The following is a 17,374-nucleotide window of genomic DNA, read 5'->3' as shown; positions in this document are numbered from 1 at the left end:
GGTCAGACATCCTGTGCGTGCGGCGCGCCGCCCAGACGGAGCGAGGCCACCGCCGCGTCGCGCAGCGTGGCGGCATAGCGGCGATATTCCTGCCCACGCGCCTCATAGAGTTCGGCAACCGCAATGCGGCCGCTTGCCCGCGCATCCAGTGCCATGCGCTCCACCAGCGTCACCCGTTCCTCCATCACCCGCATCGCCACCCGGATCGCTTCATCCACCTCAACCCCGTGCGCGGCCAGCGTTTCCGCGGTATAGCCATGCCCGATCTGGCAACGGTAGCGCAGGGGCACGGCCCCGCGAACCTCCGACAGTACGCCATGGCAATCGGGGCAGGACAGGGCACTGGGATTGGCGATGTCCAGCAGCCTGGTGCTGCCCAGCCGCGATCCCGCGGCGATGCCGACCTCCAGCCGCAGATTCTCGTCCGGCTGCACCGGCGGGCCTGCCACGCCGTTCACCAGTTCGACCAGCAGGTCGCCCAGCCCGGCCTCGGCCACGACATGATCCACCTCGGTCGTCTGCAGGGCCGCCAGCGGCATCTGGTCGGCATGGGCATCGACGGGGTTCTGGACGACGGCCAGTCCGCCGCACGCCTTTACCGCATGCAACCCGGCCGCGCCGTCGTTCAGCATGCCGGTCAGGATCACGCCGATGACGCGCGGACCGAAGGACAGCGCGGCGGACCGGAACAGCGGGTCGATCGCCGGGCGCACCATGTTCTCGCGCGGGCCGAGCCCGAGGCGGATGATGCCGTCGATCAGCAGCAGATGCCGGTCGGGTGCCGCCAGATAGACATGGCCGCGCTCGACCGGCTGACCATCGACCGCCTGCATCACGGGCAGCGCGCTGCGGCTCGACAGGATCTCGGCCAGGAAGCCGGGGCTGTGGGCAGGGATGTGCGTGGTGACGAAGAGGCTGGCCGGCAGGTCGGCGGGCAGGCGCTGCATCAACGTCTTGAGGACGGCGCCGCTTCCCGCCGAGCCCCCGATCACGACGATGTCGCGTGTGGCCGGTGAATTCACGGGGGTACCTTCCTGCATCAGCATGCGCATACCCCCGAACCCGCCGGTTCCGAAGCCAGAAGCGTCTGCCCGATCAGGTTTTTTGGCTGCGCCGCAATCGCATAGGATAGGCAGGCGATCGCGGCGCAGGCGGGCGCCCCCCTTGCATCAGAAATTTACCCGGATGCTGCCGATCACCCGGCGAGGCTCGCCATAGAAACCGCCCGGCCCGCCAAAGGCGAAGCGGACGTTGCGATAATAGCTCTGGTCGAACAGGTTGGTGACGTTGACGCTGAGGATCGCACGCTCGGTCAGCTTGTAGCGGGCGAGCGCATCGACGGTGGCATAGGCGCCCTGTTCGACCTCGCCGGCGACCAGGATCGGCGCACCGGCGGCGGTGAACCGGCCGGAGGGCACGTTGCCGCGGTCGAAGATGCGCGACTGCGCGGTCACGCCGCCGCCGATCGTCAGCCGGTCGCCGGGCAGGCGGTACGTTGTATAGACGCGGCCCAGGTGCAGCGGGAAGAACGGGTTGATGCGCAGGCCGGTGCGATCCTCCGACCGGGCATAGGTATAGCTGCCGTTGATCGTCCAGCCGGGCAGCGGCTCGCCGGCAACCTCGGCCTCGCCGCCCCAAGTCTTCACGCCCGACACCGACAGCGAGGGGGTCAGGTTGCCGGGCAGGGAGTTGGGCACGGCATTGGGATCGGTGATCGTCAGATTGTCCTGCCGGATATGGAAGCCCGCTGCCGAGACGGTGAAGCCTTCGCCAAAGGGTGTCGCCTTCACACCCGCCTCGTAATTGGCGCCGGTGGTGGGGGGCAGGATGTCGTTGTTGGCGTTGCGCGCCGACACCGGCGTGAAGACGCTGGCATAGCTGGCATAAAGCGAGATCGCTGGCGTCAGATCGGCGACGATGCCGCCATATGGCGCCCATTTCCTCTCATGCTGCACGTTGCTGACGCCGTCGGGCTGCAACACGCCGTCCAGGTAATTGTCGCGATCGGCCTTGTAGTCGGTGTAGCGCACGCCGGCGATCACCTTCAGCCAGTCCGCCGGGTTCAGGCGCACGACGCCGTAGCCGCCGGTCTGGCGCAGGTCCTGCGTGAAATCGGGCACGGTCGAGCGGATGATGTCGGGCCGGGGGAAAGTCGGGTTCCACGGGTCGATGTCGGGGGTGCCTGTCTCCGCGGTCGGATAGCCTGGCGGCGTTGCGCCGTAGCGCGAGCGATTGACCAGGAAGTCGCGCTCGAAATGGTTCATGCCGGCGACCACCTCATGCTCGCGGCCGAACAGCGTCACCTTGCCCGCGACATAGGCGTCGATCGCGTCCTCGTTCTGGTCGACCTCGCCATAGAAGGAGAAGGGCGCGCCCAGACCGGTGCCGTCGCGATTGGGAAAGCCGTTGGGGATGTTGAACAGCGTGCTGTCGTTATCGCCGCGCCGGCCATTATAGCTGACGCGCAGCAGCCAGTTGCTGCCGATATCCTGTTCCACCGCGCCGAACACGGTTGTCGTCTCGCGCAGCCACTGGGTCCAGCGCGTGGTGCCGGTGAAGGAGCGCGGGAAATCCGTCTTCGTGCCGTCGGTGTAGAGCAGGGGGACCGAGCCCCAGCCCGCCCCGCGCGAGTCGGTGCGCAGATAGTCGGCACCGACGCGCAGACGGGTGTGCGGCGTCACGTCCCATTCCAGCGTGCCGTACAACACCGGGACACGATCATGCTGCAGGTCGATATAGGATTCGCGGTCGGTATAGGCCGCGACGACGCGGGCGCGGACCGACCCGTCCTGCGTCACCGGGCCGCCGATATCAGCCTCCAGCCGATAGGTCGAGAAGCTGCCGCCCTGCATCGAGAAATAGCCGCGAAATTCGCCCGGTGCGCGCTTGCGGATCAGGTTCACCGTCGCGGACGGGTCGCCAACGCCGGTCACCAGCCCGGCCGCGCCGCGGATCACCTCCACCCGGTCATAGATGGCGATGTCGCCGACCGCGCTGTTCTCGTATCCGCTCACCTGATAGATGGTCGGCACGCCATCGAGCTGGAAGTTGCGCACCGCAAAGCCGCGGACGTTGAAATTGGTGCGGTTGCTGTCGGTGGACGAGATCGTCACGCCCGGCGTCTGGGCCAGGACCTCGGTGACCGAGGTCAGGTTGAAATCCTCGATACGCTGGCGATCGACCACGGTCACCGATTGCGGCGTTTCCCTCAGGGTCAGCGGGAGCCGCGTCGACGTCGTCGGCCGCTTGTCCTTTTCGCCGGTGACGACAATGGCCTGATCCTGCGGGTCCTCGTCCGGCATCGACACCGCCGCTGCGGGGGCATCGTCCACCGCGACATTGCCCGTTGCCGGTGCGGCGCTCAGGACAAGCGCGATCGTCCACAGGCTGGAACCAGCCACCATCTTCATTCCCCCGATCCTTGATATCGGCTCGCAATAGCGATCTAACGAAGTGGAGCAAGCGTTTTGCGTTGCGATCGCAAATAGATAGGCTAGGCGCTAAGTTGATGTTCTTGCTATGTTCCTTTTCGCCAAGTGCTGTGATACGCCGGGTCGACACGCCGGAAAGGAGGCCGCGACATGGAGAGGAACGGGACCCGGATGACCGGCTGGCCCGAAGGCCTGTCGGACGAGGAAGCGGTGCAGCGCCTGCGCACGCTGTGCCTGGGCGGATGCGACGGCATCCAGGATCTGGCCGACGACAGCCGGTACAAGGCGCTGCGCCGCGCGCTCCTGCAACGCAGCGACCTGCGGCCGCTGGCGCCGGCCAGCGTCGCCGCCGAGCCCAATCTGCCCGCCTTTGTCCGCCACGTCCGCGAAACCGCGGACCGGCAGCAACGCCGCGACATGGTGCGCAGTGCGTTCGCGCCGTTGATGGAGGCGGTGTGCGGGCAGGCGCCGGTCAGCGCATCGGGGTGGACGGGTCGTGCCTCCACCCGCGAACAGGCGCTGCTGGTCCGCACGCTGGCGCCGGCGGCGCTGCTGGCGGTGGATCGCCTGATCGCGGAGGAAACCCGCCTGCGCGACAATGGTGGACCGGTGGAGAACGACCGGGAGGATGCGCTGGCCCATTTGCGCGCGCTGCACGCGGCGCTGGGCGCATTGATCGCGCTGGTGGAGGCGGATCAGCCGCTGGCCGCGGCGCTCACCCGCGTGCAGGCGATCCGGGATTCGGCCAGGGTGACGCTCACCAAGGCGGCGGCGGCGATGCCGATCACCACCACCGCGCTGGTCGCGTTCGCCAGCGTGGTCGGCATCGCCGATATGCTGGTCGGCAACGTCGTCGTGTCGCTGGCGGCAGGTGGCCTGGCGGGCAACACCGTCAAGGACGTGATGCTGAAACGCGATGCCAAGGCATCCGCGTGACGGGTCAGCGCAGGCGGGTGGCGCGGCGCACCACATGGTCGACGGGTACGTCGTGCAACCGGCGAAAGCGCGCCTCGATCAGGCTGAACAGGCCGAAGCCCGCCAGTCCGACGCCGACGATCAGGTCGAACGGGCTGGTCAGCCATGACAGGGCGCGGGCCATGCCTCCGGCCTGTGCCGCCTGCTCGTCCAGCCCGGCGCGCATCAGCAGATAGCCGCTGATGAGGAAGACGAGGCCGCGCGCGGCATAGCCGGCCCGGCCGCTCCACTGCGCCCAGCGCTGGCGGGCAATTTCGGGCTCCAGATAGCGCAGGAAGCTGCCCTTGGCGGCCTTTACCAACTGGATCGCGCCCAGCCCGAACAGGATCGCGGCACCCAGTAGCACCAGCGCCCAGCCACCGGGCAGGTCGAGGGCGGCCTGCGCTCCCGCCTGCGTGCCGTCGCCCGAGGCCGCCGCGCCGCGCATCAGCCTGATCGCCTGCCAGGACAGGAACAGGTGGACCAGGCCGCTGATGCCGGCGCCGACGCGTTCCATCGCGCCTTTCCGGTCGCTGCCGTGGCGCTCGATATCGAATGCCGCATCCGCCAGCCGCCATATGCCATAGGCGATCAGGCCCGCCGCCATGACGCTGAGCAGCCACTGGCCGCCGCCCTCGCCCAGATATTCCAGCGCGCCGCTGGGGTCCTCGGCCCGGTCGGTGCGCAGGATCAGCATGGCGATGACGATGTAGAGCAGCCCGCGCGTGGCGAAGCCGATCCGGGTCAGAAACGTCAGGCGGGCACTGGCGGTCATCTATGTCACTCCGATGTCCGCGAGAAACTGCGACCGCGGCACTTACGTTCCGTCGCTGCAACGATCCTTGCCTCGGGGGCGCCGCGCTGCCACTGCCATGCCCGCTCTCAAGGCCAAGCAGGAACGAACGATGATCCTTCGCAGCGACGAAACCCTGGATGTCGAGGTGCCGGGTGCCGGCACGATGCGCACCCACCTGTTCCGCCCCGCGGTCGACGGGCGATATCCCGGCGTCCTGCTGTTTTCCGAAATCTATCAGGTGACCGCACCGATCCGTCGGCTGGCGGCGATGCTGGCCGGGCAGGGTTATGTGGTGGCGGTGCCGGAGGTCTATCACGAATATGAACTCGCCGGCACCGTTCTCGCCTATGACCCGGCCGGCACCGACCGCGGCAACGCGCTGAAATTCACCAAGCCGGTCGCCGCCTATGACGCCGATGCCCAAGCCGCGCTGACCGCGCTGGCCGCACATCCCGCCTGCAGCGGCCGGCTCGCGACCTTTGGCGTGTGTCTGGGCGGCCATCTCGCCTACCGCGCCGCGCTGGACCCGCGCGTCTCGGCCGCCGCCTGCTTCTATGCCACCGATATCCATTCCGGCACATTGGGGCATGGCCGCTGTGACGACAGCCTGGCGCGCATGGCGGCATTGCAGGGCGAGGCGATGTTCGTCTGGGGGCGGCAGGACCCGCACGTTCCTTATGCGGGGCGCGAGGCGATCCGCGCGGCGCTGGAGGCGGCCGGTACGCGGTACGAATGGCATGAGGTGAACGGGCAGCACGCTTTCTTGCGCGACGAAGGGCCGCGCTACGACCCCGCGCTGTTCCTCCAGGCGATGGACTGGACGCTGGCGCTGTTCCGGCGCAACCTGTTCTGAGTGCGGCTCAGCATTCCACCACGTTCACGGCCAGCCCGCCCAGGCTGGTTTCCTTGTATTGCGAGCGCATGTCCTCGCCGGTCTGGCGCATCGTCTCGATCACCGCGTCCAGCGAGACGACATGGCTGCCATCGCCGCGCAGCGCCAGATAGGCGGCATTGATCGCCTTCACCGCGCCCATCGTGTTGCGCTCGATACACGGGATCTGGACCAGTCCGCCGATCGGATCGCAGGTCAGGCCCAGATTATGCTCCATGCCGATCTCGGCGGCATTCTCGATCTGGCGGTTGCTGCCGCCCAGCACCGCGGCCAGCGCGCCCGCCGCCATCGAACAGGCGACGCCGACCTCGCCCTGGCACCCCATTTCGGCCGCGGAGATCGAGGCGCGCTTCTTGTACAACATGCCGATCGCGGCCGCCGTGAGCAGAAAGGTACGCGCGCCCTGCGGCGTCGCGCCCGGGATCAGCGTTTCATAGAAGCGCAATACCGCGGGCAGCACCCCGGCGGCGCCATTGGTCGGCGCGGTCACCACCCGGCCGCCCGCCGCATTCTCCTCGTTGACTGCCAGCGCCCACAGGCTCACCCACTCGAACACCTCTGCCGGATTGCTGCCCGGCCGCTCGCCCGTCAGGCTCTCCGCCAGCCTGTGCGCCCGCCGCCTGACCTTCAGCCCGCCCGGCAACACGCCCTCCTGCGCGATCCCGCGATCGATACACGCGCTCATCGCGCCGCGCACCGCATCCAGAAACGCATCCGTCTCGGCAGGCGACCGCCACGCCTCCTCGTTGGCGCGGACGATATCGGCGATGCCGAGCCCGGTGGCGTCGCCGATCGCCAGCAGGTCCAGCCCGGAGGCGAAGGGGTGGCGCACCGCGACGTTGGTGGCGGCGACCGGTGCACCCTTGCGCAGGATGGCGCCGCCCCCGATCGAGAAATAGGTTTCGGCATGAACGCGGCCATCGGCGCAGGTGGCGGTGAAGGTCATGCCGTTCGGGTGTTCGGGCAGGAAGGCGCGCGGGTGAAAGACGATGGCGTCGGCCGGAAAGGCGATGGCGTGCGTACCGCCCAGCATCACCTGCCCGCCCTCCGCTATGTCGCGCAGGATCGCGGGTGCGGCATCGGGATCGAGCCGTTCCGGCTCCCATCCGGCCAGTCCCAGGATGGTTGCGGTGTCGGTGGCGTGGCCGCGCCCGGTAAGCGCCAACGACCCGTACAGGTCGCAGGTGACGCGCACCGGCGCGCTTTCGAGGCCCAGCGCCCGCTGTGCGAAGTCGAACGCCGCGCGCATCGGCCCCACCGTGTGCGAGCTGGAGGGCCCGATGCCGATGGTGAACAATTCGGCGACGCTGATCGGTCGGTGGACGTCGCGGTCGAGCGGGGTGGTGACGGGATCGGTGTGCATGCGGTCCTTTTCGCCGGCAGGTGCCGGCCATTGCATGCCCCTTCTGTCCCTTGTGCCTGAGATCGCTATCCCGTCGGCGGACGCGGGGAAAACCGCATCACTCTCCAGATGTTATGCGCCGCGTGGTCCTTCTGCCTGAGAGTTTCCGGGGCGGTTGCTCCTTCGGCGCCGGGATCGCCCCGATCTCTCCCACATCGACCCCGCCGTGGTATCCGCCCGACCGTCGGTCGGTCAATCCACCGCGGCGATCCGCTGGAAGCGCATCCGGTCGACGATCAACCCCGCGGCCGGAAAGCGCAGGCTGATGCGGTGCGCACCCCCCGCCATGGGCGTGGGGAGCGCCAGGTCGATGCGGTTCGCAAGCACCGCCTGCGCCCAGGCGGGGTCGCCGGTGTTGCGCGGCGCGGCCAGCATGACGGGCGCGGCGCCGTCCAGCGCGACCGACAGCGCCAGGGGCGCACCATCCGTATCGGGATAGGTCGGCAGCAGATCGGCCGTCATCCGCCAGCGGCCGGGCGGCAGGGTGATGCGGTAGTCAAGGGTGACGCCGGCCTGGGCCGTGACGGCGGCGCCGTTTTGGCCCAGCCCGTCGATGCGGCGCCAGCCGATCGCCGGGCCGGTGGCATCCGCCGCTTCCAGGACGGGATCGGGTGGTGTGGCGGGGGCGACGGGGCCGGTGCGCCACGGTGTGGGCGCGGGCGGTACGGCGGGAAGGATGGGCGGGGTGAGCCGATAGCGTCGCCACTGGCCGTCGGCCGGCTCCGCCGCGATGATGTGGCGCCATTTGCCGCCGGCGACATCGTGATTGTAGCGCCGGGTGAGCGCGGCGATGGCGGTATCGGCCGCAACCGCGCGCGCCGCGGCGGCCAGGGCGGCGGCGGGGGCCGTATCGCGCAACCGGTCATGCGCCTCCGCCTCGAACACGCGGACATTGGCTAGCGCCGCGGCGGTGACCGGATAGTCGATCAGTTCGAAGAAGGCATCGCGGCGATCGGGCGCGACACGGGCGGCCAGCGCGAGGACGCGGGCGGCAAGCCGGGCGAAATCGGCGAGGCGCACCTCGACCTCGGCGGGCGCAAGCGGACTGGGGCGGGACAGTTCGCCGGGAAGCCACCATTGCAGATGTTCGGGACGGCGGATGAAGTTCAGCCGGTGATGCTCGGCCAGGATCGCGGCCGCCTCCGCACCCAGGCCGGTGCCGATGCTGCGCCCGGCCCAGTCCGCGACGACCGCGTCGATCGGGTGCGCGCGGGTGCCGGCCACGTCCCAGGCGAGGCGCAGGAAATAGTCGGTGGCCAGCTCGGCAGGCTTCAGATCGCCGACATTGGCGACCCACATGGTGCGCGCCCCCCGGTCCCAGGCGCGGCCCATCTCCTCCCGGATCAGCGCGGGCGGCGTGGTGGACAGCCAGAGATAGGAGAGGGGCGCACCCAGATAGGACAGGTGGTAATATACGCCGGAGCCACCCGGACGGCGCCGCTCCGCGGCATCGGGGAAGTGGCGGATATAGCCGAAATTGTCGTCCGGCCACATCAGCGTCACATCCTCGGGCACGGCCAGCCCGCCGCGATACAGGTCCAGTACCTCCTTGTACGGGGTGAAGACCTGTGGCGTGCGTAACGGATCGAGACCGCCATCGCGGCGCAGCAAGGCGCGCTGATCGGTGATGATGCGCTCCAGCAGGCGGCGACGCTCGCCATCGGTGCCGGGGCCGATCATGCCGCTGTCGTGGATGCCGCGCATCCCCAGCGTCCAGATGCTTTCGTAATCGCGGTGGCTGCGCACGCGCGCCCGCCAGTAATCGGCGACGGCGGCCGGGTGGCGCGCATAATCATAGCCATCGGCCGGGCCGGTCCATTCGCCGACATTGTTGCGCAGCATCGGCTCCGCATGGCTGGACCCTATGACGATCCCATAACGGTCGGCCAGCGCCGCGTTGCGGGGATCGGCGTTGAAGGGTCGCGTCACCTTGTGCATCGCCGGCCAGACCAGATTGGCCTTCAGCCGCAGCATCAGTTCGAACAGCCGCGCATAGGTTCGCGGGCCGATCGTGCCGTTCTCCGGCTCGTGCGTGCGCGCGGCCCAGGGCTCCAGCCCCCAATCCTCGTCGTTCAGGAAGATGCCGCGATAGCGGACGGACGGCGGGCCGAAGCGGACGGTGCCGGGCACCACCCGGATGTCGGCATGGTGTTCGGGCGGCACGTCGGCCCACCAGTGCCAGGGCGAGACGCCGATCGCCTGCGCCAGTTCATAGGCGCCGTAAGCGGTGCCGCGCCGGTCGCTGCCGGCGATGACCAGCGCCTGCGCCACGCCGGGGGCCGGATCGGCGACGGTGGCGATCACGAAGCTTTCCCACGCGCCGCGCAGGCGGGTGACGTCCAGGCGCCCGCGCCGGACGAGCCGGTCGATCCCGCGGTGACGCCCGAGCGTTCCCAGCCACAGCTGCACGCCGCTGTCGCCGGTGCGGCCGGACACCCGGGCCAGATCGCGGCGAAGGTCAGCCGCGGCGATGGCGACCACGGCATGGTCGCGCGGATCGGTGACGATACACGCCAGACCGCGCGCATCGGCAAGCGCCAGCCCGTCGCCGCCTGCCGCGAACCGAACCAGCGTCTGCGCGGATGTGGGGCCGGCGATCAGCAGCACCGCCAGCGCCGCGATCGCCAGGACCCGCCTAGCGAAGGCCATAATCGTGCGCGATCCGCCGATAGGTGTCGAGCAGTGCGTTGGCATGATAATCGCCGCCCACGCCCATCATGGGGTGCGGCGGGACGGGGGCTGGCGGTGCGGTGGCGATCAGGCCGCCCGGCGCCTCCGCACCGTTCAGCCCCTGTGCCAGCAGATCGGGCTTCGGCCCGCCGCCTGCGTTGCGCCCGTTGCGGTCGAACACCGCCTCCTGATGGCGGATCGGCTCCCAGATGAAGGTGCCCCAGCCCCGATTGCCGGGCAGCGCATGGACGAGATCGTTCAGGTAGCGTTTGCGGCTGGAATATTCCGCGACGAGCAGCCCCTTGTCGGGATAGCGGTCCAGAAACGCGTCAAAGGTGCGCTGCCAGTCGCCCTGCGCCAGTTGCTGGTAGCAGGAGAAGCCGATGACGTCGAAGTCCACCCCGCGTGCGACCAGCGCATCGGTCCATTCGCGCACCACCGGCCAGCGGCGACCGAGGTGGTTGTGCAGCTGGATGAACGCCCCCGGCTCGGCCGCGCGTGCGCCGGCGATCCCGGCGCGCAGGAACTGGGCCAGCCCGTCGAAACCGCCGATCGCGCCGACGTCGCGGTGATTGGCATCGGTGACGGGATTGCCCGTGGTCGCCGCCAGCCGGACGCGGCCTTGCGGCCAGAGCATGCCAAAGGTGATCTCGTTCCCGATCACGACCATGTCGACGGGCGCGCCACCTGCACGCATCGCCCGCAGCGTGTCGCGCGTATGCGCCTCCACCGCACGGGCCAGCGCGGCGGGACCGAACTGCGCCCAGGCAGCGGGTGGACGCTGATGCTCCGGGTCCGCCCAGCTGTCCGAATAATGGAAGCTGAGCGCCAGCCCCATGCCCGCGGCCTTGACGCGCGCGCCGAGCGTCACCGTCTGGCGGAGGCCACCCCAGGCCCGGTCCGGCGCCGCCGCGGAATAGCCTCGCGCCGGATCGACGAAGATGCGCAGCCGGATATAGTTGAACCCGGCATCGCGCAGGATCGCGATCGGGTCGCGCGACGCGGGGCCGTCAAAATAGCGTGCGCCCGCCGCCTCGTCCTCCGGCACCCAGGATATGTCGGCGCCCAGCATATAGGCGCCGGGCCGGGCGCCACCGGCGGGTGCGGTGGCGGGCGCGGCGGCGGGCAATCGCGCCGGCAGCGCCATGCCCGCCGCGAGCAGGCCCAGCGTCGCGCGTCGCGTCGGCCGGGCAGCAGGCGCCTGCCGCGTCACAGGCGGAAGGTGACGCCGACCGTCACGGTGCGGCCGATCCGCGTCTCGAACAACGTGTCCTGGCGCACGCTGTCGGTATAAAGGCGGTTCTGTTCGTCGGTGAGGTTCTGGGCCTCGACGATCAGCTTGATGCGGTCGGTGAGGTTGTAGGAGGCGGAGGCGTCGACGTAGAGGGTCGGGGCGTTGCCCTGAAGATCGCTGCCCGGCGAGGCGGGGATGCCGCGGATGAAGCGGTCGCGGTAGTTGGCGGTGCTGCGGATGCTGAAGCGGTCGTCCTCATAATAGAGGGTGCCGGAGGCGGTGTTCTTGGACAGGCCGACCAGGTCCGCGGTGGTGGTGACGGTAGGTACGCCGTTCACGCTGGCGAGGATGTAGCGGATCGTGGAGGTGACCCGGGTATAGTTGGCCAGGAAGCCGAAATTGCGCAGGAAGCCGGGCAGGAAGGTAAGCGGCACCTGCGCGTTCAGCTCCACGCCCTCCAGCGGGCCGCCGGGCGTGTTGAACGGCTGCGACACGGTGAAGAGCTCGTCGGGCGCGGTGTTCGAATTTTCCAGCAGGGCGTTGGGCAGCCCAAGCTGGTTGAACGGGATCTGGCTGTTGACGTTCTGGATGAAGCTTTTGATGTTCTTGCGGAAATAAGCGACGGACAGCAGCGATCCGGGACGGAAATACCATTCCACCGCCGCATCGAACGTGTCGGCGCGAATGGGGTCCAGGAACGGGTTGTTGATGTTGCCGACGCGGGTGATCGGGTTGACGCCGCTGGTCGGGGTCAGCAGCCCCAGTTCGGGCCGTGCCAGCACCTTGGCGGCGGACAGGCGGACCAGCAGGTTCTGCACCGGCTCCACCACGAAGTTCACCGAGGGCAGCCAGTCGTCATAGGCGTTGTAGGCGACCGCATATTGGCCGACCAGATTGGTCGGCGAGGTCACACCCGCGGGCGGGGCCACCGCGATGATGCCCGAGGCGCGCATGTCGGTCTTGACGTAGCGCACGCCGACATCGCCGCGAAGGCCGACGCCGTAGCGGTCGCCCAGGTCGAAGGTGCCCATGATATAGGCGCTCTTGATCTCCTCGCGCACGCGTGAGCGCCCGCCGCCGCATTCGACCCCGCAATAGCGCACCGCGTCGAAGCCGAAGGTCTGCGCCCATTTGTCGGGATCGATCGCCGCCCAACTGTCCGGCGCGCCATTGCCCCACAGGCCGCCGACGCCGGTGACCTGGCGGGTGATGCTGGCAAGGGTGGTGCCCGCGGGCAGCGCGCGCACCACCGTGTCGGCGTTGAACGGACGCAGGAAGGTGGAAAGGAAATCGCTTTCGCGGTACTGGCCGCCCGCCTTGATCGTCAGGTCGTCGCCCGCCTTCCAGGCGACGTTCACTTCGCCGGTCAGGTTCTTGGTGTCGTTCTTCGACGGCTTGCCCTGATAGCTGAAGCCGCCCAGCACGGTGCCGTCGGCCAGCGACGGCGCATAGGAATAGTTGTTGGGATCGGCGACGTCGAAGCCGAAGCCGATCGCCGGCGTCGACCCGTTGCGCGCATTCAGCGTGAAATTGTCGCTGTCGATCACGTCCATGAAGGTCTGGAGCCGCTTGCGCCCGTCCCAGATCGACTGGTTGAGGCCGACCAGTCCGCTGACCTCCAGCGTATCGGTCAGGCTGCGCTTGAAGTTGAGGTTCGCCTGCTTGAAGGTCGACACGAAATTGTCGACCAGCCCTTCGGAGCGGACGTCGACGCCGTCGAACGTGGCGTTGACCAGCGAGCCGTTGCCGTCGAACGCGATGTCGCGGACCGAGACCATCGGCTGGCCGTTATTGGCGATCGAGCGGCCGAACGAGATGCCGGCGATATAGTTGTCGCGCCGCGTGACCTCGAACCGCGAATAGAGCAGGTCGAGCGAGATGTCGGTGGCATCGTCGGGCTTGAACTGGAAGGTGACGGTGCCGCCGATGCGTTCCTGATCCTGTTCCGAGTTCAGATAGCGGGGCAGACGCGGCAGGAAGGCGCCGCTGCCCGGTGTATTGGGCAGGTCGGCGCGGCGCAGGTTCTGGATCGTCTGATAGGCGGCAACCGTGCTGGTGCGGGGATTGCCGGTGCTGCACAGGGTGGCGGTCGCCCCCTTGTTGCCGACCGCCGGGTTGACGGGGGCGAAGCCGACCGGCGAACAGAAGCCGCCATTGGTATTGGCCGACAGGATGTCGACGGCGGAATAGCCGACCTCGCGCAGATGCCGCTTCTGATAAGCGCCCGAGGCCAGGACGCCGAAGGTGCCATCGGCAAAGCTCTTGGACACGAGCAGCGAGGCGCGCGGATCGACCTTTTTCGACAATTCGTTGTAGATGCCGCGCGCCGTGGCGGTCAGCACGAAATCCTCGTTGTTGTCGAGCGGCTTGGGCGCGTTCAGATCAACGGTGGCACCCAGCGAGCCGTCTTCCACATCGGCGGACGGCGTTTTGCGCACCGACAGGGCCGAGAAGATTTCGGTCGGAAACACGTTGAAGTCGAAGCTGCGGCCGTTGTTGCCGGCGCCGTAGATGTCGGACGATCCGGTCTGTGCGGTACCCTCCATGCCGTTGATGCGCACGCGGGTGAAGGCGGCGCCGAGGCCACGGACCGAGATGTTGCGCCCTTCGCCGCCATCGCCGCGGGCAAGGGCGACACCCGGAATACGCTGCATCGATTCGGCGAGGTTTGAATCGGGGAACTTGCCGATGTCGTCGGCGACGATGCTGTCGACCGCGGCGGTTTCGCGCCGCTTCTGGTTCAGCGCGCTGTTCAGGGCGGCGCGGAAACCGGTGACGACGATGTCGGGTTCGGACACTTCCTCCGGCCGTTCGGTATCGTTGCCGGCCGGGGTCGGCACGGGGTTGGCGACCTGCGCGACGGCCGCAGCGGCGGTCAGTGCCCAGGTCGAAACTCCCAGCGACATGGTGACGCGAACCCAGTCGCGCGTCTGGAACTGCTTCATCGCATTCCTCTCCCTGATCGGAACCGCTTTGCGCTGTCCCATTATGTGATATGTTAAACCACAATATCATACAAATTAAGCCTTTGCTATATCGAAATTACTTCTCTCCTTTTGCATCGTTTTCCGCCGCCCCCGCGATTGTACCGCCCGGTCGCTTGGGTCATAGATGGCAGAAATCGGCATCAAAGGTGCCGGGCAGAGGGAGGGGCGTCCATGTCGATGATCCGTTGCGCGGCGGCTTTTGCGGCCGCCTGCCTGTCGCTGGCGCCACCGGCACCGGCATCGGCACAGAGCGCTGCCCGGCCTCGCCCGGTGGCGATTACGGTGGACGCCGACCGGGTGGAGGGCACCTTGCCCCCGGTGTGGCGCTTCTTCGGAGCGGACGAGCCGAATTACGCGACCATGAAGGATGGCCGCAAGCTGCTGGTGGAGCTGGGCAAGCTGCGCACCGGCGACGTGTTCTTCCGCGCGCACAACCTGCTCAACACCGGCGACGGCACCGCATCGTTCAAATGGGGCAGCACCAACGTCTATACCGAGACCAGGGATGGCAAGCCGGTATATGACTGGACCCATGTCGACCGGATCATCGACACCTATCTGGCGCGTGGGGTGCGCCCCTATCTCCAGATCGGCTTCATGCCGGAGGCGATGTCATCGGCACCGCCGGGCACCCCCTATCAGCATGGCTGGCGCCCCGGCTTCGATTACAAAAACATCATCTCGGGCTGGGCCTATCCGCCCAAGAGTTACGACAAGTGGCGCACGCTGGTCTATGAATGGACCCGCCACAATGTCGCGCGCTACGGCCGGGCCGAGGTGGAGCGCTGGTATTTCGAGGTATGGAACGAGGCGAACGGCTATTACTGGCAGGCGCCGCGCGAGGATTTCTACAAGCTGCACGATTATGCGGTGGACGGGGTGCGGCGCGCCTTGCCGACGGCGCGGGTCGGTGGGCCTGACTCGGCGGGGGCGGGCGGCCAGTTCATGGACGATTTCCTGCGCCATATGACGTCGGGCACCAATTACGCCACCGGCCGGATCGGCACGCCGACCGATTTCCTGGCCTTTCACGCCAAGGGGCAGCCCAGCTTCGTCAACGGCCATGTCCGCATGGGCATTTCCACCCATCTGAAGGAGGTCGACCGCGGGTTCGTGAAAGTCACCGCGATCCCGGCGCTCGCCGCGAAACCAGTGGTGATCGGCGAAAGCGATCCCGAGGGGTGCGCCGCCTGTCCGGGGCCAGAAAACGCCTATCGCAACGGTACCATGTATTCCAGCTACACCGCGGCCAGCTTCGCGCGCATCTGGGAACTGGCGGTACGGCGGCAGGTGAACCTGGACGGCGTATTGTCCTGGTCGTTCGAGTTCGAGGATCAGCCCTGGTTCGCCGGCTATCGCCAGCTCGCCTCCAACGGCGTCGCGCTGCCGGTGCTGAACGTCTTCCGCCTGTTCGCGCAGCTCGGGCCGGAGCGGCTGCATGCGGTGAGCGATGCACAGGTGCCGCTCGACCGGATCGTCGCAGAGGGCGTGCGCGGGGCGGCCGATATCGGGACCATCGCGACGCGGCTGGCGGACGGGCGCACCGCGGTGCTGGTATGGCATTATCATGACGACGATGTCGCCGGACCGCCGGCCGCGATCCGACTGACGGTGCGCGGGCGGCAGGGCGGGACGGCGACGATCCTGCGGGTGGACGACGCCCATGGCAACGCCTTTGCCGCGTGGAAGAGGATGGGCGCACCGCTGAATCCCGATGCGACGCAATATGCCGCGCTGGAGGCGGCATCGGTGATGCAGCCGCAACCAGTCGTGCTGAAAGCCGGGGCGAACGGCGCGGCGGTCGCCACCTTCGATTTGCCGCGCCAGGGCGTCGCCCTCGTCATGCTCGCGGAGCGCTGAGGCATCGGGAGACGACCGGGGGCACAAGGCGTTGTGGCATCCCCCGCCGAAGGACCCCGCATTGCGCCAGCTTCCGTTTCCCGCCACCGACGACGATCTTTCGGGGCCGGCATGGGAACGATTCCGACGGGACGCGCCGATGACGCGCGCGTTCAACCATCTGATCGCCGGCCCGCATTTCGCCCGCCGGTTCGGTCGGTGGCCGCTGTCTCCCGGCGATGCCGCCGCGACGATCAACGACGTGATCTTCGCACGGATGATCGAACCCGACTGGTCGGCGCTGCACCGCCGCTTCGTTGCCAAGGATCGCGCCAAGATCGAGGCGCAGCGGCTGGCCCCGGCCTTGCGCACGGCCGAAACGCTGGCGGTGATCCCCGTCGCCGAACTGCCGTCGCCCGAACATCTATGGGCGCGGTTGCAGCCCTTTGTCGGCCGCGACGCGATCGCCAAGCCCGGACATGCCAGCGGTGCGGCGACATTCTTGCGCCATGCTCCCTCCGAACGCGAGGTGCGCGCGCTTCACGACCTTGCCCGGCGCGACTACGCGACGATCCTGCGCGAGATGCAATATTGGCGCCTGCCCAAGACGATCATCGTCGAGGCGATGGTGCCGGCGAGGGCGAGCGGCCCGCCCGACGACTACAAGTTCCACTGCGTCCACGGCGAGCCGCTGCTCGCCCAGGTCGATCATGGCCGCTTCGGCGCGGCGTGGAGCCGGTTGTTGCGCCTGCCCGACTTTGCCCCCCTGGATGACGCGGACGGGCTGGTCGCACCTTCGGCGCGGCGTGGAGCCGGTTGTTGCGCCTGCCCGACTTTGCCCCCCTGGATGACGCGGACGGGCTGGTCGCACCCGCCGGTTTCCGGCTGGCCGCGCCGGAGCGGATCGCCGCGATGATCGATGCCGCGCGGGCCTTGTCCGCGCCCTTCGATTTCGTGCGGGTCGACCTGTATGACGGCGCCGACGGCATCTATTTCGGCGAGCTGACCTTTACCCCGGCCGCAGCGCTCGGCATCGCGCCCGCCGCCGCGGGTGTCGACCGGGTGAACCCCACGCATCGCTGGTACAGCGACACGCTGATGCAGGCGCTGGGCGCGAACCGCGAAGGAACGCCGGCGTCCGTCGCGCGCTTGTCCCATCCTTAGGGAGA

General features: G+C 68.4%; 12 protein-coding genes and 1 riboswitch. Of the genes, 5 read left to right on the top strand and 7 right to left on the bottom strand.

Annotated elements, in window-relative coordinates; translation table 11 throughout:
- Positions 1 to 2 precede the first annotated feature (2 nt).
- Complete coding sequence (locus GQR91_RS01215) at positions 3 to 1,022, bottom strand: chemotaxis protein CheB (RefSeq protein ID WP_149682539.1); 1,020 nt, start codon at positions 1,020 to 1,022, stop codon at positions 3 to 5.
- Between the two features lie 147 nt (positions 1,023 to 1,169).
- On the bottom strand, positions 1,170 to 3,410 hold the full coding sequence (locus GQR91_RS01210) for a TonB-dependent siderophore receptor (RefSeq protein WP_149682540.1): 2,241 nt from the start codon (positions 3,408 to 3,410) through the stop codon (positions 1,170 to 1,172).
- A 171-nt stretch (positions 3,411 to 3,581) separates the two neighbouring features.
- Here GQR91_RS01210 and GQR91_RS01205 point away from each other — a divergent pair, with 171 nt between their 5' ends.
- A complete protein-coding gene (locus tag GQR91_RS01205; RefSeq protein WP_149682541.1) occupies positions 3,582 to 4,367 on the top strand; it encodes a hypothetical protein in 786 nt (261 codons plus the stop codon).
- 4 nt (positions 4,368 to 4,371) lie between these two features.
- Here GQR91_RS01205 and GQR91_RS01200 read toward each other — a convergent pair whose 3' ends face one another.
- Positions 4,372 to 5,160, bottom strand: coding sequence for a DUF1206 domain-containing protein (locus tag GQR91_RS01200; protein ID WP_149682542.1), 789 nt, complete (start codon positions 5,158 to 5,160; stop codon positions 4,372 to 4,374).
- Between the two features lie 130 nt (positions 5,161 to 5,290).
- Here GQR91_RS01200 and GQR91_RS01195 point away from each other — a divergent pair, with 130 nt between their 5' ends.
- The gene (locus tag GQR91_RS01195) at positions 5,291 to 6,034 is read left to right on the top strand and encodes a dienelactone hydrolase family protein (RefSeq protein WP_149682543.1); all 744 of its coding nucleotides are present in this window, start codon (positions 5,291 to 5,293) and stop codon (positions 6,032 to 6,034) included.
- 7 nt (positions 6,035 to 6,041) lie between these two features.
- Here the strand turns inward: GQR91_RS01195 and GQR91_RS01190 are convergent, their stop codons facing one another.
- From GQR91_RS01190 to GQR91_RS01175, 4 genes are all read right to left on the bottom strand, one after another.
- Complete coding sequence (locus GQR91_RS01190; protein WP_149682544.1) at positions 6,042 to 7,436, bottom strand: L-serine ammonia-lyase; 1,395 nt, start codon at positions 7,434 to 7,436, stop codon at positions 6,042 to 6,044.
- A gap of 113 nt (positions 7,437 to 7,549) precedes the next feature.
- Positions 7,550 to 7,638: riboswitch (glycine riboswitch) on the bottom strand.
- A gap of 29 nt (positions 7,639 to 7,667) precedes the next feature.
- On the bottom strand, positions 7,668 to 10,124 hold the full coding sequence (locus GQR91_RS01185; RefSeq protein ID WP_149682545.1) for a glycosyl hydrolase 115 family protein: 2,457 nt from the start codon (positions 10,122 to 10,124) through the stop codon (positions 7,668 to 7,670).
- Positions 10,111 to 11,358 (bottom strand): glycosyl hydrolase 53 family protein, encoded by a 1,248-nt coding sequence (locus tag GQR91_RS01180; protein ID WP_235904042.1) that lies wholly within the window; start codon positions 11,356 to 11,358, stop codon positions 10,111 to 10,113. The genes GQR91_RS01185 and GQR91_RS01180 overlap by 14 nt, the downstream gene beginning before the upstream one ends.
- Positions 11,355 to 14,324: a TonB-dependent receptor gene (locus GQR91_RS01175; protein ID WP_235904043.1), complete on the bottom strand. Its 2,970-nt coding sequence runs from the start codon at positions 14,322 to 14,324 to the stop codon at positions 11,355 to 11,357. The genes GQR91_RS01180 and GQR91_RS01175 overlap by 4 nt, the downstream gene beginning before the upstream one ends.
- Before the next feature lie 213 nt (positions 14,325 to 14,537).
- On the opposite strand from GQR91_RS01175, the gene GQR91_RS01170 reads away from it, so the two are divergent.
- The 3 genes from GQR91_RS01170 to GQR91_RS01160 all read left to right on the top strand — a co-directional run bounded on the left by GQR91_RS01170 (position 14,538) and on the right by GQR91_RS01160 (position 17,369).
- Entirely contained in the window at positions 14,538 to 16,226 is a 1,689-nt protein-coding gene (locus GQR91_RS01170; RefSeq protein ID WP_149682546.1) for a GH39 family glycosyl hydrolase, read from the top strand.
- Between the two features lie 61 nt (positions 16,227 to 16,287).
- On the top strand, positions 16,288 to 17,121 hold the full coding sequence (locus GQR91_RS01165; protein WP_149682547.1) for an ATP-grasp domain-containing protein: 834 nt from the start codon (positions 16,288 to 16,290) through the stop codon (positions 17,119 to 17,121).
- Positions 17,118 to 17,369, top strand: a complete 252-nt coding sequence (locus tag GQR91_RS01160; RefSeq protein WP_149682548.1) for an ATP-grasp fold amidoligase family protein — start codon at positions 17,118 to 17,120, stop codon at positions 17,367 to 17,369. The genes GQR91_RS01165 and GQR91_RS01160 overlap by 4 nt, the downstream gene beginning before the upstream one ends.
- The last annotated feature ends 5 nt before the right edge of the window (positions 17,370 to 17,374 follow it).

The organism is Sphingomonas carotinifaciens (assembly GCF_009789535.1).
In the GTDB taxonomy this organism is placed as follows: Bacteria; Pseudomonadota; Alphaproteobacteria; order Sphingomonadales; family Sphingomonadaceae; genus Sphingomonas; species Sphingomonas carotinifaciens.
This window is presented reverse-complemented; position numbering and strand designations above follow the sequence as displayed.